The organism is Bradyrhizobium barranii subsp. barranii (assembly GCF_017565645.3).
Lineage (GTDB): Bacteria > Pseudomonadota > Alphaproteobacteria > Rhizobiales > Xanthobacteraceae > Bradyrhizobium > Bradyrhizobium barranii.
Genome location: NZ_CP086136.1, coordinates 5,055,125 through 5,081,025, shown reverse-complemented (window position 1 = coordinate 5,081,025; position 25,901 = coordinate 5,055,125). Strand labels below are relative to the sequence as shown.

Below are 25,901 nucleotides of genomic sequence, written 5' to 3'. Positions count from 1 at the left end.
CATTGCCGCGACCCGGCTTGTCGCTCTCCCCATGTGAGGATACCAATGCAACAAGCCCGCCCTCGACTTGTCAACTGTCTGGTTGGAAATGCCCGCAAAACGTTCAGGCGACACCGTGCCGCAGCGGCGCGATCCCGTCGCCACCCGAAAGAAGCTGCTCACCGCGGCGCGCCTGGAGTTCGCCCGGCACGGCTTTGCCGGCGCCCGCGTCGACGAGATCGCCGAGCGCGCGGGGGTCAACAAGCAGCTCGTCTACCACTACTTCGGCGACAAGGATGCGCTCTATCTCGCCGTGCTCGAATGGGTCTACGCCGATATCCGCGAGCAGGAGCGCCAGCTCAACCTCGAAGGCCTGCCGCCGGAAAAGGCGATCCGGAAGCTGATCGAGGCCTCGTTCGATTACCTCGCAACAAACCCCGATTTCATCGTGCTCCTGAACGACGAGAACCGCGGCGGCGCCCGCCACGTCCGCGGCTCGACGCGGCTGGAGGCGATGCATTCGCCGCTGGTGAAGAGCGTCTCCCACATCCTCCACGAGGGCGTCCGCACCGGCGTCTTCCGCAAGGGGATCGATCCGATCCAGCTCTATATCTCCATCGCGGGCCTCAGCTATTTCTATCTCTCCAACACGCCGACGCTGTCGGCGATCTTCGGCAAGGACCTGTCGAGCCGGGCGGCAAGGCGCGCCCGCCGCAGGCATGTCGTCGACCTCTTGCTGCATTCGCTCCGGCCCTAATCAACCAACTGGTTGAAACTTTCCGAAAGGCCGGCTAGGCTTAACTTCCAGCGGCATCGTCGCCGCAGTGACAGGGAGCAACCGGTGACCGGAGACGGCGCACGCACCTCGCGCAGCTTTGCGATCATCCTGATCGTGCATCTCGCCGTGCTCGTGCTCTGGCAGGTCGCGGTCGATGCCTTCCACGTGCCGAAATTCATCCTGCCCTCCCCGCTCGCGACGGTGCAGACGCTGGGCACCGCGAACTATGCCTGGGGCGCCAACACGCTCGTCACGGCGATCGAGATCCTCGGCGGATTCGCGCTCGGCGCGTTCGTCGGCGTCGCGCTGGCCGTGATCTTCAGCTGGGCACCGCTGCTGAGCCTCGTGCTGCTGCCGCTGTTCGTGACGATGAACATGATCCCGAAGGTCGCGCTCGGCCCGCTCTTCATCGTCTGGTTCTCCTACGGCATCGTGCCGAACATTTTGATCGCCTTCAGCATCTGCTTCTTCCCGATCCTGCTGACCACCGCGCGCGGCCTGCGCGAGGTCGAGCCGGACCTGCTCGACCTCGTCAAATCGCTGCGCGGCTCGCGCTGGACGCTGTTCCGCAAGATCCAGTTGCCGGGATCGCTGCCTTACGTGTTCTCCGGCATGAAGGTCGGCGCGATCCTCGCGGTGGCCGGCGCCATCGTCGGCGAGTTCATCGCCTCCGAGCGCGGGCTCGGCTATCTCATGATCCAGGTGCAGTCGTCGCTCGACACGCCCGCGATGGTGATGGCCGTCGTGCTGCTGACCCTGCTCGGCGTCGCTCTCTACGGCCTTGTCCTCGCCCTCGAACGCATGTTCGTGGTCGGCGATGCGAGGCAAACTTGAAACGGCAGAACTAACGACAAGGACCGATCCATGCTGCTCACCCGCCAGACGCTGCCGAAGACGATCCCGGATATCGCAGCCCTCGACGATCTCCTGTGCCGGCCGACCCAGGCGCTGATCGACGACCTCAAGAAGGTCGAGGGCGACATCATGATCCTCGGCGTCGCCGGCAAGATGGGACCGACGCTGGCGGGGCTCGCGAAAGCCGCCGCCCCCGATCGCCGCGTCATCGGCGTCGCCCGCTTCAGCGACGCGAGCGTCAAGGACTGGCTGCACGCGCGCGGCGTCGAGACGATCAATTGCGACCTGATGGACGAGAGCGCGATTCACGCATTGCCGAAGGCGCCGAACATCGTCTTCATGGCCGGCCGCAAGTTCGGCGCCGAGGGCGACCTGTCGCTGACCTGGGCGATGAACGCGCATGTCCCGGCGCTGGTCGCACAGGCCTTCCCGATGTCGCGCATCGTGGCGTTCTCGACCGGCTGCATCTATCCCTTCGTCCCCGTCGACGGCAAAGGCGCGACCGAGGACATGGCGCCGAACCCGCCCGGCGAATACGCCCAGTCCTGCGTCGGCCGCGAGCGCATGTTCGAGTATTTTTCGCGCAAGTTTGAAACGCCGGGCCGCCTGTTCCGGCTCAATTACGCGATCGACATGCGCTATGGCGTGCTGCACGACATCGCCACAAAGGTGCTCACGGGAACGCCGATCGATGTCAGTCTCGGCCACGTCAATTTCATCTGGCAGGGCGATGCATCCGCGCAGGCGCTGCGGTGCCTTGCGCATTGCACCGCGCCGACCTCGCCGATCAATGTCAGCGGCCACGAGATTTTGACGGTGCGAGATCTCGCGGCAAAATTCGGCGCGCGCTTCGGCCGCGCGCCGGTGCTGACAGGCAAGGAAGAGCCGACGGCCTGGCTGACCGACACGTCGAAAGCCGTGGAGCTGTTCGGCCTGCCGGTGGTCGACACCGAGCAGTTGATCGCCTGGACCGCGGACTGGGTGTCCCGCGCCATGCCAAGCCTCGGCAAGCCCACCAAATACGAGGTGCGCGATGGACGCTACTGACGGTTCACCCATCCTCAAGCTCGGCGTCGACGACGCGATCGCCGGGCTGGTGCTGTCGACAGAAGCGCAGTGGAACCAGACCAAGGAGGACTGGCGAATCTTCCTGCACGAGGGCGTGGTGTTCGGTATTCGCGACGGCCTACGGCTGGTCGCGACCGCGGCGCTGCTGCCCTATTCCGGCAACAACGCCTGGATCAGCATGGTGCTGGTATCAGGCACGCATCGCCGCCGCGGCCTTGCCACCCGTCTCGTCGATGCCTGCCTGGAAACCGCGCGCAAGAACGGCCTGACGAGCTGGCTCGACGCGACGCCCGACGGCGCCGCCGTCTACGGCCCGCTCGGATTCACGCCGACGCTGCAATTGCGCCGGCTGAAGCTGGTGAAATCCGGGCGAGCCGAAGCCCCACCGTCTTCATCGGCGACCATCGATGCGCTGCGGGCGCGGGACCGGCGCGCCACCGGTTTCGACCGCACCGCGCTCCTCTCCGCTATCGCCCTGCGCTCCGGCTCGCGCATCGTCGCCGCGCATGGCGCCATCGCGCTGGTTCGCGACGGCCGAACCGCGCGCCATATCGGACCGTTGTTTGCCAACAATGCCGCGCCGGCGCTGGCCCTGGTTCATGCGATCGCGCGCTCCGAGACCGGCCCGATTCTGATCGATGCCGTCGCGTCGCAAGCCGCATTCCTGGACGGATTGACCGCCTCGGGCTGGACTATCGAGCGGCCGTTCCAGCGCATGCGGTTCGGCCCCGCCACCACCGCTGCCAAGGATACGCCATTCGCCGTCGCCGGCCCTGAATTCGGATAGGACATCATGCACCACAGCCAGATCAACAGCGACGTCCGCAAGCTGATCGCCGACGGCACCGTGCTGCCGGCGCACCCCCTCGCGCTCACGGCGGAGCGCCAGCTCGACAAAAAGCATCAGCGCGCGCTGACGCGCTACTACATTGACGCCGGCTCGGGCGGCCTTGCGGTCGGCGTCCACACCACGCAATTTGCGATCCGCGACGTCGGCCTCTACCGTCCCGTGCTCGAGCTCGCCGCCGAGACCGCTGCGAACTGGACCAAGCGTCCGCTGGCGATGGTCGCGGGGCTCGCCGGTCCAACAAGCCAGGCAACGGCTGAGGCCCGCACCGCGCGCGATATCGGCTATCACGCAGGGCTCCTCAGCCTCGCCGCGATGAAGAGCGCCTCCGAGGATGAGATCATTGCGCATTGCACGGCGGTCGCCGCCGAGATCCCGCTGGTCGGCTTCTATCTCCAGCCGGCCGTCGGCGGGGTCGTCCTGTCGAGCCGGTTCTGGCAGCGCTTCGCCGCGATCGACAATGTGATCGCGATCAAGATCGCGCCGTTCAACCGCTATCGCACGCTCGACGTGCTGCGCGGCGTCGCGGCGGCCGGTGCGCTCGACCGCGTCGCGCTCTACACCGGCAACGACGACCACATCCTGCTCGACCTGATGCTGCCGTTCGATCTGCGCGACAACGGCATCACCACGCGCACCTACTTCAAAGGCGGCCTGCTCGGCCATTGGTCGGTGTGGACCGCGAGCGCCATAAAGCAGTTCGAGCGCTGCAAGGCGGCGCGGCACAAGGAGGCCGTGCCGGCCGATCTGCTCGCGCTCGATGCCCGCGTCACCGATTGCAACAGCGCCTTCTTCGACGTTGCCAACAATTTTCACGGCTGCATCGCCGGTTGCCACGAAGTGCTGCGGCGTCAGGGCCTGATGCAGGGCCTGTGGTGCCTCGACCCGAATGAAGGCCTCAGCCCCGGCCAGAAAGAGGAGATCGACCGCGTCTATCGCGAGCACGCCGACCTCGGCGACGATGCGTTCGTCGCCTCCAATCTGGACAAATGGCTGGCATGAGCGCCGAGCCCTTCATCAGCCTGAGCGGCGTCCGAAAGGTCTATCGCAGCGGCGGCGCCGAGTTCCTGGCGGTGTCCAACGTCACGATGGACGTGCAGGAAGGCGAGCTCGTCTCGCTGGTTGGCCCCTCCGGCTGCGGCAAGACAACGGTGATGAAGATCTTGGCCGGCCTGCACGGCGCCGACGGCGGCACCGTCAGAATTGGCAATGCCAAAAGCCCGTTCGATCCGACCCGCGACATCGGCATGGTGTTCCAGCAGGCGCTGCTGCTGAAGTGGCGCACCATCCTGGACAACGTACTCTTGCCGGCCGAGATCGTTGGCCTGCCGATCAAGGCCGCGCGCGAGCGGGCGCGCGATCTGCTCAACCTGGTCGGGCTTGCCGGCTACGAGCAGAAATATCCGCGAGAGCTCTCCGGCGGCATGCAGCAGCGCACCGCGATCGCGCGGGCCTTCATTCACGATCCAAAACTGATCCTGATGGACGAGCCGTTCGGGGCGCTGGACGCCCTGACGCGCGAGCAGATGAATCTGGAAATGCTGCGGATCTGGCGCGAGAGCGGCAAGACCATCATCTTCGTCACGCACTCGATCCAGGAAGCCGTGTTCCTGTCCTCGCACTGCGCCGTGCTGACGGCGGGCCCTGCGAAGATGGCCGACTACTTCCCGATCGACCTGCCCTTCCCGCGCGACCTTCCGCTCAAGACGACCGACGCGTTCGGCGCCTATGCAAGGCGCATCTATGCGAAGCTGGGGCTGGGTGCGGCTTGAGTCCGTAGCCCGGATGGAGCGAAGCGTAATCCGGGGCGGTGCCGTTGACGTGCGAGATCCCGGATTTCGCTCCGCTCCATCCGGGCTACGGAAGCGGGGCGCGGCGTAACCACCACGCCCCCTTCACATTCAGGTCTTGTTGCGCATCTTGCTGAGCAGATAGTTGTCGTAGAAGTTTTCCGCGATCTGCGTATAGAACAGCAGCTCCTTCATATAGGCGTCGTGGCTTTCCTTGGTGCGCTTGAACAGGTCGCTCTTGGCGGCGAGCTCGTTCAGGTGCTCCTGGGTCGCGTTGTAGCAGGCTTCCAACACAGGCTGCGGGAACGCCTTCAGCTCCGCGCCGTTGGCGATCAGCCGCTTCAGCGCTGCCGGATTCACGCTGTCGTATTTCTCCAGCATCCAGGCACCGGCCGCCGAGGCAGCCTGATTGACGATCGCCTGGTACTGCTTCGGCAAGCTCGCCCACTTCTCGTCATTGACGATCATGTGCAGCATCGCGCCGCCTTCCCACCAGCCGGGGAAGTAATAGTACTTGGCGACCTTCTGGAAACCGAGCTTCTCGTCGTCATAGGGACCGACGAATTCAGCGGCGTCGATCGAGCCCTTCTCCAGCGCCGCATAAACGTCGCCGCCGGCGAGCTGCTGCGGCACGATGCCGAGCCTGGCCAGCACGTGGCCGCCCATGCCGGCGATGCGGAATTTGAGACCCTTGAGATCGTCGACGGTCTTGATCTCCTTGCGGAACCAGCCACCCATCTGGGTGCCGGAATTGCCGCAGAGGATGGCGTGCGTCTTGAACGGCTTCAGCGCCTCGTTGGTGAGATCGGCGCCGCCGCCGAAATACCACCAGGATTCCTGGTGGCGATGGTTCATGCCGAACGGCGCGCCGGTGGCGTAGGCCAGCGCCGGCTCCTTGCCGATGTAGAAATACAGCGGCGTCTGCGCCATCTCGACGGACGCGACGCTGACGGCATCGAGCGCCTGGAGGCCGGGAACGAGCTCGCCGGCCGCAAAGGTCTGGATCTGGAATTTGTTGTCGGTGGCTTCCGCAACGTATTTCGCGAAGGTCTGCGCCGTGCCGTAGATGGTGTCGAGCGACTTGGGGAAGCTCGAGGTCAGGCGCCATTTGATCTCGGGCGCGCCTTGCGCAATCGCAGGTGCAGCAACCAGCGTCGTCGCGCCGGCGACCGCGCCGCCCTTGAGGAATGTACGGCGTTTCATGTTGGGGTCTCTCCCTGGAAGTAAGTTTCAAACATATCGGCGTCTGGCCACGGTCTTCGCGGACCGTTTGCCCGTTCCTATAGCGGAGTTCAAGCTGGGAGCGGAAGGCCTGCTGGCGTCCATAGCCCGGACGGAGCGCAGCGCAATCCGGGCGACGAGAGCGCATTGAAGGGCCGCTCAGAGCAGCTTCGCACTCACGAACAGCGCGCGCACGGCGTTGGTCGCCTGCACCGCGAGCATGGCGTTGTCGGCGGCGCCTTCGAGCGCCGCGACCGCCTCTTCATGGAGCGAGCGGAATTCCATCCACTCGACCGATTTGAAGTTGGTGAGGAATTGATAGGCCTGGCCGACGGTCGCAATCGCCAGCGTGTCGCCGTTCAGCTTGATCTTGAACGTCGTACGCAGCGGGGTCTCGGAACTCTGGGGATCACTCATGGGCTGCTTCTGGACGAGGTCGGCTTAACGAAGGGGAAACGGCAGCCCCGCCGTCCAGCAAATATCAGGAGTCGGTGCTCGCCCGCTGCGAGGCGGTCGCCGATCCGCGCAGGTTCGGCACGACGACCAGGCGGTTGAACTCGCCATTGTCCCAGGCCTTCAGGAAGCGATCATAGTCCTTGATCGAGACGCAGCCATTGGAGTCGCCGCGTGGCCCGAGCATGTAGTTGTGGGTGAGCAGGCCGACGCGGCCGAGCGCACTGGTGCCGTCAGTCGGCGTCAAGCGCAGGGCGCGGACGCCGTGGAACAGCTTTTCGCGCGGCTTCAAATCGTAGGTCGCCGGCGGGGTCGCGCCAACCATGCGCTGGTCGACATGGTCGGGGTCGTCCATTAGCGCGCCCATGCCCGAATGCGCTTCCAGCGCGATGCCGCTCGGCAGGTAAAGCGCCTTGGCCTTGATGTCATAGACCGCCGTGCGTGAATCGTAGCCGAGCGCGGCGAGATCAGGCGCCCTGCTGAGCAGGCCGTCGCCGGGAGTCAGCGAGGCCAGCTTGATCTTGTCGGTGAACTTCTCGAAGAAGTTGCGGTTGTCGACCCTGGGGTTGGTCTCGGCATAGGCCTGGCTCGAGGCGATCTGGGACGCAAGGTCTGCCTGGGCCGGGCGCGAGCGCGGCACCGGGATGGCGTCCGCGCGCTGCGACGGCCTCGTCTCGTCAACCACGTGCCGGTCGTCATCGGTCAGGGTCGAGCCGGTCAGGGTCGAGCGCCAGTCGTCGCCCTGGAGTTTTTGGGCCAGCATCGCCTTGGCGTCGCGCAGCTTGAGCTGGACCGCGCTCACCGCGGAGCGCTCCAGCGTCCGCAGGCCGAAGTCACGGGTTGGCGGGCTGCTGGCTGCCGAAGCGAAACGGTCGTCAAACGAAGGGCCATTGGCCGGAGGCAGTGCGGTGGCCGGAGGCAGTGAGGCGGTGACCAGCGGCGTCGAATCGCCCATGTCTGCGACCCAGGCGGCCGCCCCCAGTGCCAGCGCGACGGCTGCCAAAGATAGCAGTATCGTCTCCGCTCGCCCAATACGGCGGCGCGACAACAGCCTTTCGGCGCTTGCGCGGTCGGAAACCATCAGATCCCCAAATCAACCCCCGGAGGGGCCCAACCCCCGTCCGGAGACTCTATACCAGCTATCGCATTGGGAGCCAGCTCTATGATGGAATTGTGGCTCGGTAAAGAAAAGATGGAAGCCCTTACAAAATAAGGGTTTTTGGCAAACACTCCGGGCCACGTTTTCAAGCGTTGGCCCCACTTTTCCGGCGAGTCGGTTAGCCGGGGCTACGCTCCAACCTATCAACTTTGAGGGGCAAATGCCGTACATCACCGACCTCCATCTCAAGGCCTCCGACACCCGCCAGAGCATCAGCGACTGCCCCGTGAAGGGCCAGAAGGGGTTCGTGCTGCGCACCACCCCCAACGGGGTGTTCAGCTTCTACTACCAGTACCTGAACAAGAAACGGCTGCATCCCGAGACCGGCAAGCCGGTGCGCGAGTGGCACCTGATCGGCGAGCATCCGGTGTGGACGATTGCACGCGCCCGCGCTGAAGCCACCGCCCTCGCCGGGCTGGTCGCGAGCGGGAAGAGCATCACCGCTGAGCGCGCCCGCGACCTCGTCCTGTCCCGCGCCACCGGCCGCACCTTCCGGCAGATGCACGACGCCTACATGGCCTATTGCGAGGAGCCGGTGCTGCGCCGCTGGGGCACCGTGCCCCGCAAGGAGAGCCACGACGGCATCCGCTCGGCGCTGAGCCGCCCGCTGGCATGGTGGGGCGACCGGGTCGCCAGCGAGATCACCAGCCAAGAGATCATGGAGCTGTACCGCAGCTACGTCACGGAGAAGCACCCGGCCCAAGCCAACAACGTCCTGCAACAGCTTGGCACCATGTTCACATGGGGCAAGCATCCCGACCGCGCCTTCGTGACTGTCAACCCGGTCCCGACGCTGAGGGGTGACGACCGCGCGACCGAAGTCGGCGACATCGAGGATGGTCTCGTCCTCACCGCCGACCAGCTGCGCAAATTCTGGTTCGGTCTCGACGACCCGAACTGCCCCGGCTCGCCGCTCACCAAGCTGGCGCTGAAGCTGTCGCTTGTGACACTGCTGCGCACCGGGGAATGCTGCGCGATCCCGCGCGCAGGGATCGGGCCCGACACGGTGACGATCCCGCTCGCCGTCACCAAGGGGCGTCGCTCGCCCAAGGCGCGCGACCTCGTGCAGCCGCTCAACAGTCTGGCGCGCGAGATACTCGGTCAGGTCTTTTCCATTGGCGACCCGATGCGGGAGTATGCATTCCCGAAAGCGCGCGGCGGCCGGAAGTCCAGGAAGGCCGCCACCGCCAACAAGCGCTACATGGCGCAGTGTTCACTCCAAATCATGACACGCCGTCGCGGATGCCGCGACAAGGAGCGCAGCCAGATCGGGATCAACCAGTATCTCGGCCTGCCCGAAGGCTTGTCGCCGCACGATCTGCGCCGCACCGGGGCCTGCATCCTTGAGCAGTTGGGGTACAGCGACGCCGAGATCGGCAAGGTGATGACGCACAAGGCGCCGGACAAGAACGCCGCCCCGGTCACCCGCAGGCACTATCTCGTGCCGGTCAAGATCATCGAGCGCCAGATCGTTGACCCGCGCATCAAGGCACTCGACGACCTCGATGCCGCTCTGCGCGAAATACTCGGCCTGTCGTCAGCGCCGCAATTGGTCGAGGCCGCCTAAACGTCAACAATCGCTCACCAGCCAGACCCCGCCACGGCGGGGTCTTTCTTTTCAGGATTGTATGGATCGCGTCCATACAATTGCGAAACGCCGCGATGAAGCCGCGTCCTAGCCATCCAACGTGATGCCGCCTGCTTAAGCAGCAATCGCGCGGCGTTTGCTGTCTTCCTTTAATGCGAATTGCATCTCGACCCCGCTGTACGCACAACACTGGGCATAGCTGCGCCCTGCTCCACTATGCAGTTCGTGCCAGCGCAACAGCCGCTCGCAACATTGTCACTGGATCGCCCGCTTAGAACAACTACCTCCGCGCTGTGCAAGAGCGTGAGATGCCGATCCCGCTAAGACTGTCGCAGGCGCGCCGTGCGCTGGCGGAAATGTTCATCGACCTTTGCTTGGCGTTTCACGCCACCACGGTGCCGCTGGATCAGGAGCCGGGCGAGACCGATGCCAACCGCGCGTTGGTCGCTGTTGCTGCGATGCTGGGTCACGCCGAAGGTCGTCCGATGAACGCCAGCGAGATCGCTGTCCGCCTCCGCATGCCGCGCACGTCCGTTATGCGACGGCTCAAAGTGTTGCGGGAACAGGGCCTGCTGCAGCGGATCAAGGGCAGATATTATCTTGAGCCACATCGCGCGGCGCAGGTGCCACACCGGGACATATTCACACTGATCCTGGCAAGGGGCTTCAAGGAGATCGCGCCGATCCTGTCCGAAATGGACAGTTGATTTTAGCGATGCAGCAAAATCTTTTTGCGTGTCCGCGAGTTCTGCGGAAGAAGTTCTCCGACCGGCGCTACTTCGCACCTTATGCGATAGTCCGTAGACGATGCGACATGTACCGCTCGCCTCATTTCGGTCGTACTCTGTACGCCCTGTTGACTCCGGGGGGATTCGAATGTTGATTAACAATCGCGCCCCGGTTGAAAACTGAGAAGGCGATTGTGTCGCAAACATCGCGACACCAACAGGAGGACGGGGACTGTGGCGAAGAAAAAGCGGGCGGCAAAGCTGGGCCCGACAAAAGTGAACGCCGACACTGAACGGGAATTTGGTACGCGTCTGCGACTGGCGCGGCTCGCGAAGGGCATGAGCCAGGAACAACTGGCTACTCAGTTCGGCCTCTCCTTCCAGCAGATACAGAAGTACGAGAAGGGCACCAACCGCATGTCCGGCTCCCGGCTGATCCAGTTCAGCAAGGCGCTCGACACCACGCCGCACCAGCTGCTGGGCTGGGACAAGACCGAAAGCGCGGCGATCATCGACGCCGAGGTCTACAAGCTGGCGCAGGTGTTCATGCAAATCCCGGCGCTGCTGCGCCCGCTCGTGCTGAAGCTGCTCAACGGCATCGTGGAGCTGGTCGCGTGAGCAACGTCGTCCGCATGAAGCCCGACGAGGGGCCGATCAACGAGCTGTACGTCTTCATTTCGAACGACGGCAAGGGCAACGACGGAATTGTTGTGGGCGGCCCGCAGAACATGCCGCTGATGGCGGCGAAGCGCCATATCGCCGAAATGATGGTCGAGCACGCACGCGAGATCGCGACCGAGAACGGTGTCAACATCCGCATGCTGCGATTCTGCTCACCGGACGAGATCGTGTTCATCGCGGGGAAGCACTGATGAGCGAGACCGTGACCATGTGGTTCATCGTGCTGATGCTGTTCGTCAGCTTCGTGCTGCTGGCGAACATCATCACGATGGCGCGCCACATCATGGTCATGCGGCTGATGACGATTGCGCTCCACGGGTTCATCGACCAGCAGCGCGTGCTCAACGACTGGGTTCTGGAGGAGGAGCGCAACAGCCTTGTCCGAACAGCACCAGAATGACGACCCGATCATCTACGTGATGACGATTCAGCAGGAAGCCGTAGCGCAAGGCATGTTGCCGATGTGGACTGTGTACGACCACCCGACCGACATCCCCGACAAATTCGTCGCGCGCTGCCACGTCGTGATGAAGGGCGAAAGCGGGCCGACCAACAACTGGATCACCGCCAGCACGCTAACCAGCCTGCGCATGATGCTGCGCATGGCCGGTCTCACTTGCCTGCGCCGCTCCCCCCAGGACGACGCCAAGATCGTGGAGACGTGGCTGTGACATCTCGCAAACAACAGGGGAATAATAATGAACGAGCCTAAGAAGAACCGCAAACTGGCAAAGCAGATCGACCAGCATCTGGCCGAGCGCATCACCAAACCCACCTCGATCAAGTATCTGTGCCGCGTGTTCAAGCTGAACCGGTGCGCGCTGCTCCACATCTTCGTCGAACGCTACGACAGATCGCCCATCGAAGCGGCGCGCGCCTACCGCCTACGTGCGGCGCGCAAGATGATCCAGACCGGCGATGTCTTCGTCCAAGACGCCGCGCGCAAATACGGCTTCAGGCGGGCACCGGATTTTACCAACTACTACAAAGACGAATTTGGTGAACTCCCTTCGGTCACCCTGCGCCGGGCGAAACGCTAGAACACGGAGCACGCACATGACTGAGCACACCAAGGACAAGCTGGCGGCAGCGCTGCGCGAAGTTGGTCTCGCCAAGATGGCCGACAAGGCCGCGAGGGGCTATTACCACGATTTCCTGTCGCCGCTCGATCTGCCCGAGATTCAGCTCATGCATGATCTCGCCCTGGCGGCTGATGACGCCGGAAAAGCGAACGACGCCACCCGCTTCCGCGAGATCGTCGTGTTGCGCGACCGCGCGATGAACGGGGATTTCGACGCCTCGGCCGAGGAGAGCGACGAATGGGCCAAGAGCCCCGAGGGGCAAGACGCGATGCGTCTCCTGATCCGGGGCAAGTCATGAGCCCGCTCCTGCCGCAGACCAAGGATGCCTGATGGGCACGCTGCCGCGCCGCAAGCAGAACGACGAGGCTCTCGGGTTCGGCACCGAGGCCTATGTCCGCCGCCTGCGCCTCCTGCGCGAGATGGTCAGCGGCGAGAACCAGAAAGACTTCGCCCGCCGCGTCGGCGTCAGCACAGCACGCTGGAACAATTACGAGCAGGGTTATCCGATGGGCCGCGCGATGGCGCTGCAGCTCATGGACCGCATCCCCGGCATGAGCATCGAGTGGCTCTGGTTCGGCAAGACCGGCAACCTGTCAGACCACTTCCGCACGCAGCTGATGAACCTCGAACGCTTCGAGGCGGCGCGTCGGCACCAGCACCTTCTCTACCAGTCCTGAACGAGGAATGAGAACCATGGCCTATCAGAACGAACTCACCGAGGTCGCAATCAACGAGCTGAAGGCGCACGGCATCCGGCCGCAACTACGCGACACCAACGGCGGCCACATCGAGATCGCGTGGCAGGTCGTCCCCGAGAAGGAGGTGCGCAAGATTGTCGTTGCGAAGACGACCAGTGACTGGCGCTCACGCATGAATACACGGGCGGACGTGCGCCGCCTGTTACGCGCCGACAATGTTTCGCTGAAGATGTCCACCGACAAACCGAAGAAGCCCGAGAAGCTGAAGGTCGAGCAGGCGCTGTCGCTGCCGGTCGAGGTGCTGCCGATCCCCGATCAGGTCGCCGCGATGCGTGGCGAGATGGCCGACCTCGCCGAGCTGGTCGTGCGCCTCGTCAAGATCGTCACGGGCGTGCGCGACACGATCTCGACCTACGTGCCGAAACCCGTGGAGGTCAAACTGGCACCAGCCTCGTCGCGCAGCATCAAGCTGGTCGAGTACCTCGCGCATGACCGCTGGACGAACATCGACACCCTGCCGCGCGACACCGGGTTGAAGCCCGAGCAGATCAAGCTGAAGCTGCAATATCTCAAGACCCACGACGAGGTTGAGATTTTCCGGGGACAGGTCAAGCTGAAGCCGCCGAAGCAGGACGAGGTGAAGCCGAAGAAACTCCACTGGAAGACCGCGCAGAAGATCGCGCGCGAGGAAGCCGAGCGGGCGGCGAAGGAGAAGGCGGCAGCAAAGAAACCTGCCAAGGTGGCCGCGAAGAAGAAGGGACCGAAGACCAGCAGCGCCGTCGTCGTGCCCGCGTTCCTCAACGGAGCCACCGCGACATGAAGCTGGAGATGGCGAACGAGCCGGGCTGGATCGGAGGCTTCTCCCGGCATCAGGCCAGAGGCGCAATCCCCAACGGTTCGCGGATCATGAAGACGCGGGCCGAGCCGCGCGACATAAACGCCGTGGGGGCATTTGGCACCGTTCTCGGCTCCATCGACGCGCGCGAGGTCGATGCAGCTTTCGCAAAGCGAATGAGCGCCGACTACGTCTACTGGGTCGAATGGGACGACGCGCCCAAGTGCGCCGTGTTCATTGTCGGCTGGAAGATCGGCCGACCGACGTGACTATTTGAGCAGGTCTTGGCCCGGTGCCAGCAGACGCACATAGGTGCCGCTCTCGTGCAATTCGAGCCAGCCCTTCTCGACGGCGTAATCGATGCCAGCCCCGAACTCCGCACCCCTACCCTTGAGCGTGTAGAGGAACGGCGCGTTGATTTTCTCGATGTGGATGCGGCCATCCTGAACCGGCGGGATGCTGGCAGCCAGCTCGATCAGTTTGCGGGCGGCGGCTTCCGGGTCGGCGTAGGGCCGCTGTTCAACGTGTCTCATGCGCCAATACCCCGGTGAACCGTGTAGATGTGCTCCTCGCAACTGATCGAGATCGGCGCGCCGCAGAAGCACGTTGACTGGCCGTTCTGGTTCAGCGTTGGCATGCGACACCCCTCAGCCCACATGCAATATTTCCACGCATGGTAGTCGCGGCTGAGCCGCCACTCCTCGTAATTGTCCTCAGTGAGCGTCGGCTCCGCTTGCCGCCACGCGCCCTCGAACGCAACGCGGGCCTCGTCGAACGTCGCGGCAGAGCCAGATCGATGCGTGCCCGGCTCCGTGCCGGGATAGAAGCCGACGCGCCAGCCCCATTAGTCGGCGCCGGTCGGTACGCCAGAGCGCACGCCAATCGATCCGACGTGCACGTCGCCGAAGTAGACGTGCCAAGTCTCCTGTTGCTCGTTGTCACTGCGGCGTCTGGTGAGAGCTGTCATGACGGGCGTTATCGTGCCCCTCTTTGCAGGTGAGCAACTGGATTGGCTGTGCCCACGGCCGGGACCATAAGAGGTCAAGCCATTAAAAAGGGCCCCAGCCCACGTTAGGGCATGAGCCGGGACCTTCAGTTTTGCCCTCACGAGCTTGAGGGCTTGGGAAAACTCGGCAAATGTCGCGATGTTCCCGGCGCGTCAGAACAGCGGTAGCTGTATATCGACGCGGTGCCCGTGCCGGTCGAGGAAGCCCTCAAGCGACGGCGGGACCTCACCACGCTCCGCGCAGCGCTGGCGCAGCTCAACCGCAATTTCGTCAGACGCGTCCTGAGCCCAGCCTGCGCCGGGGTTGAAGCTGACGATCCTGACGGGGTTGTGGTACTGCCCCTCCATCAGATGGCGCAGCAGGGTCTCGCGTTCGGTGTGGGCCTCGTCCATCTCGGGCCACGCGCGGCCGAGCGGCTGGCCGTAGTCATCGAGCACCATGTAGATGTCCGGCTCTGCAGCGGGGGCAATCGACGGCGAGGAACGCATTACTAATCTCCCGGCGGGCTTGCGGCCTTCCAGCCGCTCGCCACCCGCCCGTCAAGGACTCGACAAGGCCCCTGCTCGTTCCTATCTGCGCCGATATGTTGAAACCTTTTGAGCCCGCGCTGCCGGTCATGGGAACCAAGGTCCCGACCGGCGCCGACTGGATGCACGAGATCAAGTATGACGGCTACCGCCTGATCGTGGTGCGGGAGAATGAGCGCCTGCGGCTGCTCACCAAGAACGGCCACGACTGGGCCGCGCGCTACCCGCGCATCGTCGAGGCGGCCCTGAAGAACCGGCAGAAGCACTTCGTGATCGACGGCGAGGCCGTGGTGCTGACCATGACCGGCCTGCCCGATTTCAACGCCCTGCACTCCCGCAGGCACGACGACGAGGTCCAGCTCTACGCCTTCGACATCCTGGCGGGCGACGGCGACGATTACCGGAGCCTGCCGCTGAAGCTGCGCAAGCCCCACCTCGCGCGGTTGCCGGCGCGCCGCCCCGAGGGCATCTGCGCTGCGCCCTATGAGCAGGGCGAGATCGGCCCCGAGCTGTTCCGGCAGGCCTGCCTGCACGGGCTGGAGGGCATGGTGTCGAAGCACGCCGACCGCGCCTATCGCGCCGGGCGATGCGACCACTGGATCAAGGTCAAGAACCGGCAGCACCCGGCCTTTCACCGCGTTCGAGACATCGTCTCGACTCAAAAAAAATAGCCCCTGTGCCGTGTGGCACAGGGGCACGTCAGTTCTAGAGGGCACTTACTTTGCGGTCATTTGCCCTGCTCCTCAAGCTTCTGTCGAACGCTGGCGCACCGCTCCGCCACCGTGACGAACTTGCCGTCACTGAGGCCCACCACACAGTTGACATCCTCCGTGAAAAGCTTGTTCGACTGATCCGGCTTGGCGGCGTGCAGGCTGGTGACGGCCCGAGGGTTGATCGACACTTCATGACCGTCAACGCTGTGCAGCACAATGAAGTGCAGCACCACGGTAAGCGCGATCATCTGTCGCCTCAGATATATTGCGCGCCGCTTGTCGGCGCCGAACCTGCGATAGTGCCGGGGAAGTAGTTGGCGCCGCCGCCGAAGGTGTAGATCAAAGCGAGCGCCGTTGCGAGGTAGCGCGTGCCCGTCACCGTGAATGCGCCAAGCGCGAACGTGCAGGTTGGAGCGGAGATAAACCCTTGCCGCTCAGCATAGGCGTAAGTGGTGATCGCCAGATTTGCCAAGATCGTCACGGTGATGTTGCGCGCAATAACCGCCCCGCCCTCCGATCCAAGGAGGTGCTGCGCAGCGTTCCCCGAAATGCTGTAATTGGTTCCGGCCGTGATCTTGGCACCTTGACCAAACGCGTACATATGAATGTGGTTGCCGCCGCCGACGCTAGCGAACGTGATGCCGGCCCCAATGATGATATTTCCGACACCGCCATTGCTGATTGCCGCGAGGCCGCCCGCGCCCGTTCCGACCGTCCCGTTCTGAATTGTCACGATAGCGGGTAGCGCGCACGAGCATGCAAGCGCGTTACCCGATGCCGCGTTGATCGAGCCACCGCCAAGATCAATCAGGATCGATCCGCCGCCGACCCACGGGCTCGCCATACTGATGCCAGCGGTGAACGCGCCAGCACCTTGAATGGTGATCGCCTGCCCCGCAGTGTCGAGTTTCTGCACAACGGTGTCATAGGCTTTTTGCAGTGTCAGGAACGCCGTAGCGCTGGTCAGCCCGTCGTTGCTATTCGAGCCGGTGGATGCGTTGACAAAATAGGTGCGCGCCGCCGTCAGCATTTCGCGGACAAGTGGCGCGGCTCCGCCGCTCGCGGTCCACTTTTCGCCGTCCCATGTGTAGATTGGCGAGCCCACAACAGAATAGGTTTGGCCAACTATCGGACTCGCCGGGAAATCAAGATGTGCCACGTCATTCGCCTCGCTCTAAGCGATCTCGAAAACACCAGTTGCAACAACAGTCCGACCGCTGCCGATAATCGTTGTGTTGTCGTATTTGGCGATGATCATTTGCGTGCCGAAGGTCTGCCAATTGCATTGGTAACCAACAGCCGCAATCTCCTTGCCACCACCAGCATTAGTTCCTATCGGCGTCACCGGCATATCGAACTGGATGTTTCCTGCCGCCGTACCTGCATTCGGCATCGAGACCGAGAACGAAAACAGGCACGATTTGCCAATGAGCTTGTAGCGGAAGGCGCAGGACGCCGACGTGAACGCGCCGCTGGTTGCGGTGACGACTGGCATGGTCTGCGTCCACGCCGAATTGTCGGTTGAGTTACCCGGCGCGACGGCAACCCACTGCACCGTATTGCCGTCATTGTACCGGACGTAAAGCGCGCCAGTGTCGCTTTCCCACCATAGCGAATTGTCGGCGGCGCCAACGGGCGGCGTGTCCCTGATGTAGACCGTGCTGCCAGCGGCGACCCATGCCGCATTCTTGCGCCCGTAGATCGTGCCATCGCTGGGCGCATCCGGGATGCCACCGCCGAGCAATGAGATTGGCAATTGTGCATATTGCCCGGTCGCGGGATTGTAGATCAGCGCGTTGGTGGCCTGCGCTGGTACGGCGCCGATGGTCGGAAAATCGTTGTAGTCGAGATCAAAAAAATAATCGCCGTTCTGCTTGGTGACATCGATACCGGCGCGGCCGATCACCTGGGCAGGGAAACGCGGTGACACTTTCAGCTTGATGGCGCGGGGCTTGACGCTAAGGAACGGAATGCTCATGCGATTGCGGCGCTCCAACCCGTTACCATCTGCGCCTCTCCGACATCGTTCGGATGGGTGCCGTCCGGGCTCATTTGTGTGCCGGGATTGGTGATCAGCGTTGCACGATCCACCCCGATCAATTGCGGGTAGCCGAGCGCGCCGATAACGGTGCCCGCGACATTGGCATAACTCGTCAACGGGATCGGCAGGCTGGCCGCATTGTAGATCGTGCCGCAGAGGTAGACCGGCACGGTGCGGTTGATGGCGTGAACGGCTTGCAGGAAGCCGGTTAAATTGGACTGATAATTCGCGACCGGAATTTGGCTCAGATATTCGTTGGTGCCCGTCATCACAATCATCAGGTCGGGTGCGAGGTTGACGCAAGCCGTGCCGTCCGAGGGCACCACCACGCGCCCGCCATAACCCATGTTGAGGCAGCGAAAACCCCGGTTTTGCGCCAGCATGAACGGCCACGTTCGGCGCAAATCGGTCCCAGAAAACCCCTGCGTGATGCTGTCGCCGTAAGGCACCAGCAACCGCCCGGTGCGGCTCGCCGCAGCGGTGATGACGGACGGCGGCGTGACCTGAATTGGCCCGAACTCGACACCATCGGCGTAGGGCAAAATAATTTCATAGAGCCGGTCGGCGGCCGAACCCATGTTGATGGTGACGGTTGAAGTCACCACTTGGTTGATCGAACCTGGAGTTTGAAAACTGCTGTTGAAGACACCATCAACGAAAATGTGGCCGATCAGGTTGCGAGAGTCCGTCCGCGTTACGAGACCGTTCCAGCGGAGTTGCACCGCGACCGATGCGGCATTGGAGCGAAAGCGCTGTCGTGCTCCCGGCATACAATATTGATAGTCGCTGCCAGCATCATTGATTGGCCGCTGAAACCGCATGAAGCCGACGATGTAGGACGGCGCGACGCAATCGGTGTAGGCGATCAGCGGGTCATTGGCGAGATAGAGACCGGGGACCGGCGGATATTCCGAGCCGCCGCCAGTGACCGACATGCGCTGCGAAGCTAGTGCCATCATCACCATGATGGTGCCACTTCGTTGAAATTGAGATAGCTGGGAAGAGTAGCGCCCGCCACAGTGGGAACGCCGTCCGAGCGAACCTGAATTGTCGCTGTCGAGCCAGCGTTGATCAGCGCCTGCCCGAAATTGGTCAAGGTGGCGCTGGCAAATGAGCCGAGATTTGCCATAGAGGCGAAGTTGAACGAAAATTGGCACTGGCAATAGGTCGGGCCGCCGCTCACTGTCATGTAAACGTAGGCAGTAAAGACGTAGACCGATTTTCGCGGGGCCGTGAACACGTTGCTGGCAAAGGCTAAATTCAGCCCTGCCGGGTCGCCGGACGCACTGTCAAACGTGACGTTCTGGAATGTAGGACCGGTGGTGATCGATTGATTTGTGCTCTTTGTAAATGTGCCAGCGAACGGAATTTGCTTCGATTGAAGCACGTCCCAATCGGTGCCGTTCGAGCGCAACAGCACGCTCTCGTTAGCCCACATGATAATGCTGGCGCCGCTGCGACCGATGGCACCGGCCGGTGTCGTCAGCGTGAACAGTTTTGTCGCATTGGCGGCATTGCCGACCAAGAAGGCGAACATCTTTCCGGCGTTGCCAACCGGCGTCGGCAGCGTCGTCGTGAACGCCGCCGTGCCGGTGATGAAATGCAGCTTGCCGAATGCCGCTGTGGTCAGGGTCGAGGCAGCGGTGAGATTGACCACCGTGGAAAGGTCGAGGCCGCCGAGATTGCGATAGGATGCGGCGGTGTCTTGAACGTCCGCAAGATTATTGACGGGATCGAGCACCTTGGCCCACGCCAAGCTTTTACGCCCGTAGCTGGTGCCGTCATTCGGTGCGTCGGAAATGCCACCGCCGCCACCAAAGGCTGGGTGAACGTGATCCTCGCGCGCATATTTTACGGAAAGACCAACCGACCCCGTGCCACTCTCAACCAGCGGTGTCGCGGTTGCAGGAGCGGCACCGCCGCCAAGCAGCGAGATCGGCAGTTGCGCATATCGTCCGGTCGCGGGATCGAAAATCAGCGCGTAGGTCGCACCCGCAGGCACCGCACTGATGACCGGAAAATCGCTGTAGTCGAGATCGAGGAAATACTCCCCGCTCACCTTGGTCACGTCGATGCCAGCGCGCCCGGTCAGCCTCGATGGAAACTGCGGCAGAACCTTCAGCTTGATGGCGTCGCTCATTGCTGGTCGATACCTTCCATCACGTTGACGTTGCCGATCACGAGCTGCACCGTGCGGTCGTCGCGCGAGATGCGGACGCCGACGTGGTAGGCGCCAGGGCACAGGCCGCTCATCTGATCGTCAGAGAAGTCCCACTGGAAAGTGCCGACATCGGGCAGCGTGATCGAGCCGTCGTCGGTCGAGGCTTTCAGCCGCACGCCGCCCTGCTCATCAGCGACGCTCAGCGTCACCCGGCAACCGGTGATGTCGATGGTGTCGCCGCTCTCGGCGTCGGTGAGCACGATGGCTTCCGACCAGTCGCCGCGATTGGAGGCGGTCGCGAAATAGCCGGTGTACATGGCGCCTCACAATTTGATGTAGAGCGTGCAGAGCTTGCGCGGGCCGAGGGTGCGGAATGCCGCGCCGCCACCCGCGCTGTAGGTGGTGTCAATGCCATTCGAGCTATTGACGCGAACGCCGGTTGCAGCCGCGCCGATGCCAATCGTTTGATTGGGCGAGTAAGTGCAGGGATTGGGCGCGGTGCCGGTCTGGAAAGTGTTCTGAGTGACGGCGGCGCCGAAAGCGGGATGCCCGTGCGTCGGGTCATAAATGCCTGCGGCGTGGTAATGCGAGGGCATCTGCCCGATAGTCAGGGCGATGCTCTCACCGCCACCGAATGCGCCGAGTGTGAGGCCGGACGCGCCGAAATAGGTTGCGGTCAAACGGTTCGCCGGGACGTTGCCCATGTCGTCAAGGCCCGAGATCGCACAACCCCGGAAATCAGGCGTCGCAATCGTCTTGTTCGCCGCCCAATCCGCCGCCGACGACGCGCCGCGAGACGGCGCCACCGGAAGCGTGCTGTCACCATTCCAGAGGAAATTGAACAGCGCCTGACAGTCCGCGTTGGCGCGCTCCGAGGCGCCCGACGTGGCCGAGCCGATGGTGCGCCCGTTCATGCGGACGAAACCGGCGAGCACGCCCGTTGCATAGAACGGCTGGATCGCGCCGGTCTGGATCAGCGTGGTCGGATCAACGCCGCCGCCACCGCCACCGCCCGCGCTGGGGCCGATCACGAGGACGCCGTCGCGCGCGAGCTGGGTGACGCCGAACTTGTCGTCAAGCCGAACCTTGATGTAGCCGTCCGCCAGGAAGAACTGCGGCACCCGCCCTGCGGCGTCCAGCTGGATCGGGTTCGGCTGCAGGATGGTCAGTGACGCATCCTGATAGGGCTGCTGCGGCGTGCTCACCGGGCCCGCCTGAATGATGTAGAGCAGCGCACCCGACAGCGGTTTGCCGAACTCGTCGAACTGCTGGGTGAGCGAGAGCGGGATGGTGCCTGCCATCTGTGCCTCAACAAAAAGCCCGCCAGAGGCGGGCTACTGATCGCGGTTTGGTGAAACGTATAGTCGCGGGACGCGGCCGATCTGCCGCGACGCCTCCAGCGCCGGATAGCCGAACTGATCCATGTAGCGCTGCGCAACGCCGAGCGCGTGCGAGCCCTCCCCGACCAGACGCGGCGAGCCCGCTGCGAGCGTCGCCGGGATCATTGCGAGCGAGCCGACGTGGCCGCTGGCGAGATCGCCGAGCGCGTGAAACAGCTCGACGCCGCTCGCCGCTTGCGCGAGCCCGCGAGGTGCCAGCGAATTGAGCGAGGCGCCCGCGATCTTGTCGGTGAGTTGCGGCGCGCCTGCGGCCTCGAGTTGGCGCACCATGTCGGCGCGCTTGCCGAAGTTGGTGTTGACGTTGTTGCGCATGATCGAGGTCAGCTTTCGCAGCGCCGCATCGACCGGCGCGTTCGGCTTGCCGATCAGCGTGCGCTCGATCTCGCGCAGCGCGGTCGAATATTTTTCGTAGTTCGCCATCGTCTTCGCATAGGTCGGGTCTTGCTTGACGATGGTACCCTTGACTGCGTCATAGAGATCGCCAGCGATTTTGCGTGCCGCCTTGTCCTCGAACGGGATCTTCCCGAGCACGTCCTCGTAGACGACTTTCTTCAGCTCGTCGAAACCTGCGGGCGTGTGGAAGAAGGCGGGGTCACGGCCCTTCCACTCGTTCACGAGGCCCACCAGCTTGTCGCGGATCGGCAGCAGCTCCTGACGTGGCCTGCCGTGATAATTGACGATGTTGTCGATGCGGTTCACCGCCGCGTCGAGGTCGTTGAACTGCAGCTGCGTCGGGTTGGCGCGGGTCGCGGCCATCTCGCGCTGATAGGTCGCCTGCGCGTCGCGCTTCATCTGGTCGGCGGCAGCGCGCGCGTCGGTGACGATCTCGTCGATGGGCGCGTTGCGGCGCATCTGCGAGGTCAATGCCTCCGATGCGGCACCGCCCTCGCGCCCCGCCTGCCGGGCCGCTGCAATCGCATCAGGGCCCGCGCCGGTCGTGACCCCGAGGGCATAGTCGGCCATCTTCACCGCACCAGCCGCAGGCTTCGTCACCAAATTGAGGGGATCGACAAAACGCCCCGCCGTGCCCGCGACCTTCGCGGCCTTGCCAGCGAGACCCGGCAGGCGCGCCAGCGCAGTCTCGCCGCCCGTCAGCACGGTCGAGAGATCGCCGAACACACCGGCAGGGTCTTCCGCCAGGGCGCGCTTGAAGCCTTCCGTCGAGCCGTAGCGGTTGGCGAAATACTGGTTCACCGCGTCGGCGTACTGGGTGTGTTGGTCGCCCGAGATCAGGCCGCCCTTTTCGAGATAGCCCTGCCCGACATTCTTGATCGCGGTCGCGGTGTCGATGGGATGCAGGATCGGCTGCACGATGTCGGAGACGAAGTTGCCGATGCTCGACGGCGCGTTCTGCAGTGCAAGACCCGGCACGTCCGACCACGACAGCGGCCCTTCAGGAACAGCGGGCTCAGCAACGGGCGGTGCCTCGTTGGCAAGTGGAGCGCTCTGCCAACCGCCGCCAGTGACGACGGGTGCGTCCTGCCAGCCCATGTTCACGGCTTCCTTCGCGGTTTGCCATCCGGCCCGACAAACAGCGTGTTGGGCGGCAGCGCGTCATACTCGGCGTCGGTCGTGATCCGCTTCGCGCCCTGCGGAGCCGCTGCCGGTGTGGCGGCAGGCGCAGCCGGTGCGTCACTGCCGGGGATCGGCCGACGCAGCAGATTGCCGCCGCCCCGCGAGCGGCCGAGGTCTTCGCCGATGCTGTCGAGGTGGCGCGTGAGGGCGTCGATCTTGGAGTTGATCGTCCACTTCGTGTCCCGCGCGGTGATGCTGTACTGCTGTGCCTGACGCTTCGCCTCGTCGATGTTCATGCCAGCGCCGGTCAGCATGCGCGTGAGAGCCTCGACGCCTGCGTCGAGCATGCGCTTGGTCTCGCCGGGCACGCCGACATTCGCCATCGCCTGCGTGTGGTTCTGCCAGTTGTCGATGCCGACATCGCCGCGCGCGACGCGGGCCTTGAGATCGGACAACGTGCCGATGAAGGAGCGCGCAAGACCGACGCGCGCAACGATCTCGTCGCCGACCTTGGCGGCCTCGCTGCCGGGGATCGGTTCGACACCCTTGCTCTTGTCGTTCGGATCGATCCAGCGGTGGTTCGGCGGCAGCTTGCCAGTGTTCGCCTGCGAGGCGCTGCCTCCGGTATCGATGGGCCCTTCAGGGCCCTGCTTCCTGACGCGCACCAGACGCTCGCTGCCGTCGTCATCCTTGACCGTCTTCACCTCGAAATCGTTCTTCACGTCGCGCATCATGATCTCGGAGCGACCCGTGCGGCTGTTGGTCCGCACCAGATTGTCGCCGACGATCTTGAAGTCGTAGGTGCCGGGATCGAGCTGCTTCTGCACGAGGCCGATGGCGAGCGGTCGCGTCAGCGGATTGCGGGCGAGCGCCGCCAGCTGCTCCGGGCTGACCGCCGGGGCCTGCGGCTGGTCGCTGACGAGCGCGCCGACCGCGCCGTTGCGCACCTCGTTGAAGGCGAGCGCGTTGCTCTGCGGCGCGCCGCGCGACGCCCCCGACGTGATCTCGGGCGGCAGGCCGAGGTTGCGGTTGAAGCGATCCGCGTAGCTCGACACCGACGTGCCGAGGATGTCGCGCGCGTTCGGATTGTTCATGCCGCGCTCGCCAGCGAACCACGCCTTGGCTGCGCCGGTCGGGCCGTACTTATCGACGAGGCGCCCGAACTCGCCCTTGTAGACCGCGTCCTGCGCTTGCGGATTGATCAGAAACTCACGCGGCGTCAGTCGCTGGCCGTAATAGCGCTCCGTCCACTCGGGGACGTTCGCACCCATCACCTGATAGCGGCCGAAGGCGCGGTCACCGGTCTTCGTCTGCGGGCCGACCAGCCGGTAGTTGCCCTGCGGACTGCCGCTCTCGATGGCGGACGTTGCCTGCGCGTAGCGCGCCATGGGATCGCCTGCGAGACCGGGCGAGGCCGCAGGCGCTGCAGGAGCAGGAGTTGCGGGAGCCGCCACGGGCGAAGCCTGCGGAGATGCCTGCGCTACCGGCGCGTCTGCGCCGGGCCACGGCGGCGGCTGGGTGGTCGGCACGGGCGCGGTGCCGCCTCGCAGCGGGTACTGACCCCAATTCTGGGCGCCTGCCTGATCGAACCAGGCGGGCGGCGGGGGCGCCCCGGCGGGCAGTTGCGGGCCCGGCACACCGTTCGCTTCCTGCGGTCGCGGCCGGGGCATCGGGACCGGGCCAGCGAGCGCCTGCGGTGGCGCGGCAGCGGCGGGGGGCGGTGCAGTCGCCGCGCCCGGCGGACTCCCCACGGGCGGCGGCTGAGTCACCTGAGGGCCATTCTGCTGGGGGCCATTCTGCTGACCCGAGCCGTAGAGCTGCGCGATCAGGCGCGCGGCCTCCTCCTCCTCGCGGTTCTTCCGCAGCGTCTCACCGATGCGCGCCAGCGGTGACCAGTCGATCTCGCCGATGAAGGAGCCCGGCATGTCATACCGGACGGGGTTGATCGCCATCGCCGGTCTCCTAGCCGAAGCCGAACATGCCGCCCAACTTGCTCAGGCCCTGCCCGAGCGGCGAGCCTGAGAAGTTGTAGGAGCCGCCAGAGTAGGCACCGCCGCCGCCACCACCGCCGCCGCCTGTGAAGCTGGAGCCGAGGCCCGGCATGCCGAACGCCGCGCCCGCGATGGACAGGCCCGCGCCGAGCAGGTTCTTCGCGCCCGCCGCCTCGCCCGCTGCCTGCTGGTTGTTCGCCGCGACGTTGGTGTTCATGTTGTTGCCGTAGACGTTGGTCTGGTTCTGGCCGTAGGTCTGCGCAAGGTTTGCGAGATTGGTGTAGCCGCCCTGCTGGCCCTGTGCCGCCGCCGCCGTGTACTGGCCGCCCATGCCAGCGGCGCCCTGCAGGCCCGCCATCCACGGCTGATACTGGGTCTCGTAGAGGTTCTTGGTGATCCAGTTGCCGGTGTCGATGTCGGCATTGCCGCTCGCGTACATGCCGCCGATGGCGCGCCTGCGGTCGATGGCATCGAGCGCGGCGTTCTGCGTCAGCTCGTAGCCGGGCGTGGTCTGGAAGACGGACTGCGCGCCCTTCGCGGCGTCGGCGCCGTTGACGCCGAGCGCATTCATCCAGACATCGCCTGCAGCGTTGTATTTGGTGCCGAGCGCGGCGAGTGGGTCGTAAGCCGAGATGCCCTTGTTGATCGCGGCGGTGCCTTCGCCGTAGGTGCTGTTGAGCGCATCAAGCGACGAGGTCTGGTACTGGGCCGCGAGCCGCCGGTTGGCTTCCGCAGCTTCGCGTTCGGCACCACCGCCGAACAGCGTGTCAAAGAAACCAGCCAT

Annotated in this window: 33 protein-coding genes; 18 read left to right on the top strand and 15 right to left on the bottom strand. The window is 64.3% G+C overall.

Annotation, left to right across the window (positions count from 1 at the left end):
• Positions 1-88: 88 nt before the first annotated feature.
• From J4G43_RS24235 to J4G43_RS24210, 6 genes are all read left to right on the top strand, one after another.
• Positions 89-736, top strand: coding sequence for a TetR/AcrR family transcriptional regulator (locus tag J4G43_RS24235; RefSeq protein ID WP_063983595.1), 648 nt, complete (start codon positions 89-91; stop codon positions 734-736).
• A gap of 84 nt (positions 737-820) precedes the next feature.
• The gene (locus J4G43_RS24230; protein WP_208086548.1) at positions 821-1,591 is read left to right on the top strand and encodes an ABC transporter permease; all 771 of its coding nucleotides are present in this window, start codon (positions 821-823) and stop codon (positions 1,589-1,591) included.
• Between the two features lie 30 nt (positions 1,592-1,621).
• The gene (locus tag J4G43_RS24225; RefSeq protein ID WP_208086547.1) at positions 1,622-2,659 is read left to right on the top strand and encodes an NAD-dependent epimerase/dehydratase family protein; all 1,038 of its coding nucleotides are present in this window, start codon (positions 1,622-1,624) and stop codon (positions 2,657-2,659) included.
• Complete coding sequence (locus J4G43_RS24220; protein WP_208086546.1) at positions 2,646-3,467, top strand: GNAT family N-acetyltransferase; 822 nt, start codon at positions 2,646-2,648, stop codon at positions 3,465-3,467. Before J4G43_RS24225 ends, J4G43_RS24220 begins: the two co-directional genes overlap by 14 nt.
• A gap of 6 nt (positions 3,468-3,473) precedes the next feature.
• Positions 3,474-4,529, top strand: coding sequence for a dihydrodipicolinate synthase family protein (locus J4G43_RS24215; RefSeq protein ID WP_208086545.1), 1,056 nt, complete (start codon positions 3,474-3,476; stop codon positions 4,527-4,529).
• Positions 4,517-5,299: an ABC transporter ATP-binding protein gene (locus J4G43_RS24210; RefSeq protein WP_208086544.1), complete on the top strand. Its 783-nt coding sequence runs from the start codon at positions 4,517-4,519 to the stop codon at positions 5,297-5,299. The genes J4G43_RS24215 and J4G43_RS24210 overlap by 13 nt, the downstream gene beginning before the upstream one ends.
• 129 nt (positions 5,300-5,428) lie before the next feature.
• Here J4G43_RS24210 and J4G43_RS24205 read toward each other — a convergent pair whose 3' ends face one another.
• From J4G43_RS24205 to J4G43_RS24195, 3 genes are all read right to left on the bottom strand, one after another.
• Positions 5,429-6,520 (bottom strand): TRAP transporter substrate-binding protein, encoded by a 1,092-nt coding sequence (locus tag J4G43_RS24205; RefSeq protein WP_028151794.1) that lies wholly within the window; start codon positions 6,518-6,520, stop codon positions 5,429-5,431.
• 177 nt (positions 6,521-6,697) lie between these two features.
• Complete coding sequence (locus J4G43_RS24200; protein WP_014495671.1) at positions 6,698-6,955, bottom strand: hypothetical protein; 258 nt, start codon at positions 6,953-6,955, stop codon at positions 6,698-6,700.
• Between the two features lie 64 nt (positions 6,956-7,019).
• A complete protein-coding gene (locus J4G43_RS24195; protein WP_208089400.1) occupies positions 7,020-8,003 on the bottom strand; it encodes a DUF2778 domain-containing protein in 984 nt (327 codons plus the stop codon).
• 307 nt (positions 8,004-8,310) lie between these two features.
• On the opposite strand from J4G43_RS24195, the gene J4G43_RS24190 reads away from it, so the two are divergent.
• The 11 genes from J4G43_RS24190 to J4G43_RS24140 all read left to right on the top strand — a co-directional run bounded on the left by J4G43_RS24190 (position 8,311) and on the right by J4G43_RS24140 (position 14,031).
• On the top strand, positions 8,311-9,717 hold the full coding sequence (locus J4G43_RS24190) for a tyrosine-type recombinase/integrase (RefSeq protein WP_166352995.1): 1,407 nt from the start codon (positions 8,311-8,313) through the stop codon (positions 9,715-9,717).
• A gap of 329 nt (positions 9,718-10,046) precedes the next feature.
• Entirely contained in the window at positions 10,047-10,445 is a 399-nt protein-coding gene (locus J4G43_RS24185; RefSeq protein WP_208086543.1) for a helix-turn-helix domain-containing protein, read from the top strand.
• A gap of 255 nt (positions 10,446-10,700) precedes the next feature.
• Positions 10,701-11,084 carry a helix-turn-helix domain-containing protein gene (locus J4G43_RS24180; RefSeq protein WP_225005059.1) on the top strand — a complete coding sequence of 128 codons (384 nt, stop codon included), beginning with the start codon at positions 10,701-10,703 and terminating at the stop codon, positions 11,082-11,084.
• Positions 11,081-11,338, top strand: a complete 258-nt coding sequence (locus J4G43_RS24175; RefSeq protein WP_208086542.1) for a hypothetical protein — start codon at positions 11,081-11,083, stop codon at positions 11,336-11,338. The genes J4G43_RS24180 and J4G43_RS24175 overlap by 4 nt, the downstream gene beginning before the upstream one ends.
• A complete protein-coding gene (locus J4G43_RS24170; protein ID WP_028180804.1) occupies positions 11,338-11,547 on the top strand; it encodes a hypothetical protein in 210 nt (69 codons plus the stop codon). The genes J4G43_RS24175 and J4G43_RS24170 overlap by 1 nt, the downstream gene beginning before the upstream one ends.
• Positions 11,525-11,818 carry a hypothetical protein gene (locus J4G43_RS24165; RefSeq protein WP_208086541.1) on the top strand — a complete coding sequence of 98 codons (294 nt, stop codon included), beginning with the start codon at positions 11,525-11,527 and terminating at the stop codon, positions 11,816-11,818. The genes J4G43_RS24170 and J4G43_RS24165 overlap by 23 nt, the downstream gene beginning before the upstream one ends.
• A 27-nt stretch (positions 11,819-11,845) precedes the next feature.
• Positions 11,846-12,187: a helix-turn-helix domain-containing protein gene (locus tag J4G43_RS24160; RefSeq protein WP_208086540.1), complete on the top strand. Its 342-nt coding sequence runs from the start codon at positions 11,846-11,848 to the stop codon at positions 12,185-12,187.
• 16 nt (positions 12,188-12,203) lie between these two features.
• Positions 12,204-12,527 (top strand): hypothetical protein, encoded by a 324-nt coding sequence (locus tag J4G43_RS24155; RefSeq protein ID WP_208086539.1) that lies wholly within the window; start codon positions 12,204-12,206, stop codon positions 12,525-12,527.
• Between the two features lie 31 nt (positions 12,528-12,558).
• On the top strand, positions 12,559-12,906 hold the full coding sequence (locus J4G43_RS24150; RefSeq protein ID WP_208086538.1) for a helix-turn-helix domain-containing protein: 348 nt from the start codon (positions 12,559-12,561) through the stop codon (positions 12,904-12,906).
• Between the two features lie 16 nt (positions 12,907-12,922).
• On the top strand, positions 12,923-13,747 hold the full coding sequence (locus J4G43_RS24145; protein ID WP_208086537.1) for a hypothetical protein: 825 nt from the start codon (positions 12,923-12,925) through the stop codon (positions 13,745-13,747).
• Positions 13,744-14,031 (top strand): hypothetical protein, encoded by a 288-nt coding sequence (locus tag J4G43_RS24140; protein WP_208086536.1) that lies wholly within the window; start codon positions 13,744-13,746, stop codon positions 14,029-14,031. Before J4G43_RS24145 ends, J4G43_RS24140 begins: the two co-directional genes overlap by 4 nt.
• Here J4G43_RS24140 and J4G43_RS24135 read toward each other — a convergent pair whose 3' ends face one another.
• Entirely contained in the window at positions 14,032-14,295 is a 264-nt protein-coding gene (locus J4G43_RS24135; RefSeq protein ID WP_028182107.1) for a hypothetical protein, read from the bottom strand. It abuts the gene before it with no gap.
• A 626-nt stretch (positions 14,296-14,921) separates the two neighbouring features.
• The gene (locus tag J4G43_RS24130) at positions 14,922-15,257 is read right to left on the bottom strand and encodes a hypothetical protein (RefSeq protein WP_208086535.1); all 336 of its coding nucleotides are present in this window, start codon (positions 15,255-15,257) and stop codon (positions 14,922-14,924) included.
• 128 nt (positions 15,258-15,385) lie between these two features.
• Between J4G43_RS24130 and J4G43_RS24125 the strand changes: the two genes are divergently transcribed.
• Positions 15,386-15,967, top strand: coding sequence for an ATP-dependent DNA ligase (locus tag J4G43_RS24125; RefSeq protein WP_225005057.1), 582 nt, complete (start codon positions 15,386-15,388; stop codon positions 15,965-15,967).
• A 56-nt stretch (positions 15,968-16,023) separates the two neighbouring features.
• Here J4G43_RS24125 and J4G43_RS24120 read toward each other — a convergent pair whose 3' ends face one another.
• From J4G43_RS24120 to J4G43_RS24075, 10 genes are all read right to left on the bottom strand, one after another.
• Positions 16,024-16,257, bottom strand: a complete 234-nt coding sequence (locus tag J4G43_RS24120; protein ID WP_038943588.1) for a hypothetical protein — start codon at positions 16,255-16,257, stop codon at positions 16,024-16,026.
• A gap of 8 nt (positions 16,258-16,265) precedes the next feature.
• Positions 16,266-17,168: a hypothetical protein gene (locus tag J4G43_RS24115; RefSeq protein ID WP_157790282.1), complete on the bottom strand. Its 903-nt coding sequence runs from the start codon at positions 17,166-17,168 to the stop codon at positions 16,266-16,268.
• Positions 17,169-17,183: 15 nt separating this feature from the next.
• Positions 17,184-17,987, bottom strand: coding sequence for a hypothetical protein (locus J4G43_RS24110; protein ID WP_208086533.1), 804 nt, complete (start codon positions 17,985-17,987; stop codon positions 17,184-17,186).
• Positions 17,984-18,628 carry an SGNH/GDSL hydrolase family protein gene (locus J4G43_RS24105; RefSeq protein WP_225005755.1) on the bottom strand — a complete coding sequence of 215 codons (645 nt, stop codon included), beginning with the start codon at positions 18,626-18,628 and terminating at the stop codon, positions 17,984-17,986. Before J4G43_RS24105 ends, J4G43_RS24110 begins: the two co-directional genes overlap by 4 nt.
• A gap of 380 nt (positions 18,629-19,008) precedes the next feature.
• Positions 19,009-20,190, bottom strand: coding sequence for a hypothetical protein (locus J4G43_RS24100; RefSeq protein WP_038953506.1), 1,182 nt, complete (start codon positions 20,188-20,190; stop codon positions 19,009-19,011).
• Positions 20,187-20,528, bottom strand: a complete 342-nt coding sequence (locus tag J4G43_RS24095; protein ID WP_038953507.1) for a hypothetical protein — start codon at positions 20,526-20,528, stop codon at positions 20,187-20,189. Before J4G43_RS24095 ends, J4G43_RS24100 begins: the two co-directional genes overlap by 4 nt.
• A 6-nt stretch (positions 20,529-20,534) precedes the next feature.
• Complete coding sequence (locus tag J4G43_RS24090; RefSeq protein WP_208086531.1) at positions 20,535-21,512, bottom strand: hypothetical protein; 978 nt, start codon at positions 21,510-21,512, stop codon at positions 20,535-20,537.
• 33 nt (positions 21,513-21,545) lie between these two features.
• Entirely contained in the window at positions 21,546-23,102 is a 1,557-nt protein-coding gene (locus tag J4G43_RS24085; protein WP_208086530.1) for a hypothetical protein, read from the bottom strand.
• A 2-nt stretch (positions 23,103-23,104) separates the two neighbouring features.
• On the bottom strand, positions 23,105-25,078 hold the full coding sequence (locus J4G43_RS24080) for a hypothetical protein (protein ID WP_028152235.1): 1,974 nt from the start codon (positions 25,076-25,078) through the stop codon (positions 23,105-23,107).
• A gap of 10 nt (positions 25,079-25,088) precedes the next feature.
• Complete coding sequence (locus J4G43_RS24075; protein WP_038945233.1) at positions 25,089-25,901, bottom strand: hypothetical protein; 813 nt, start codon at positions 25,899-25,901, stop codon at positions 25,089-25,091.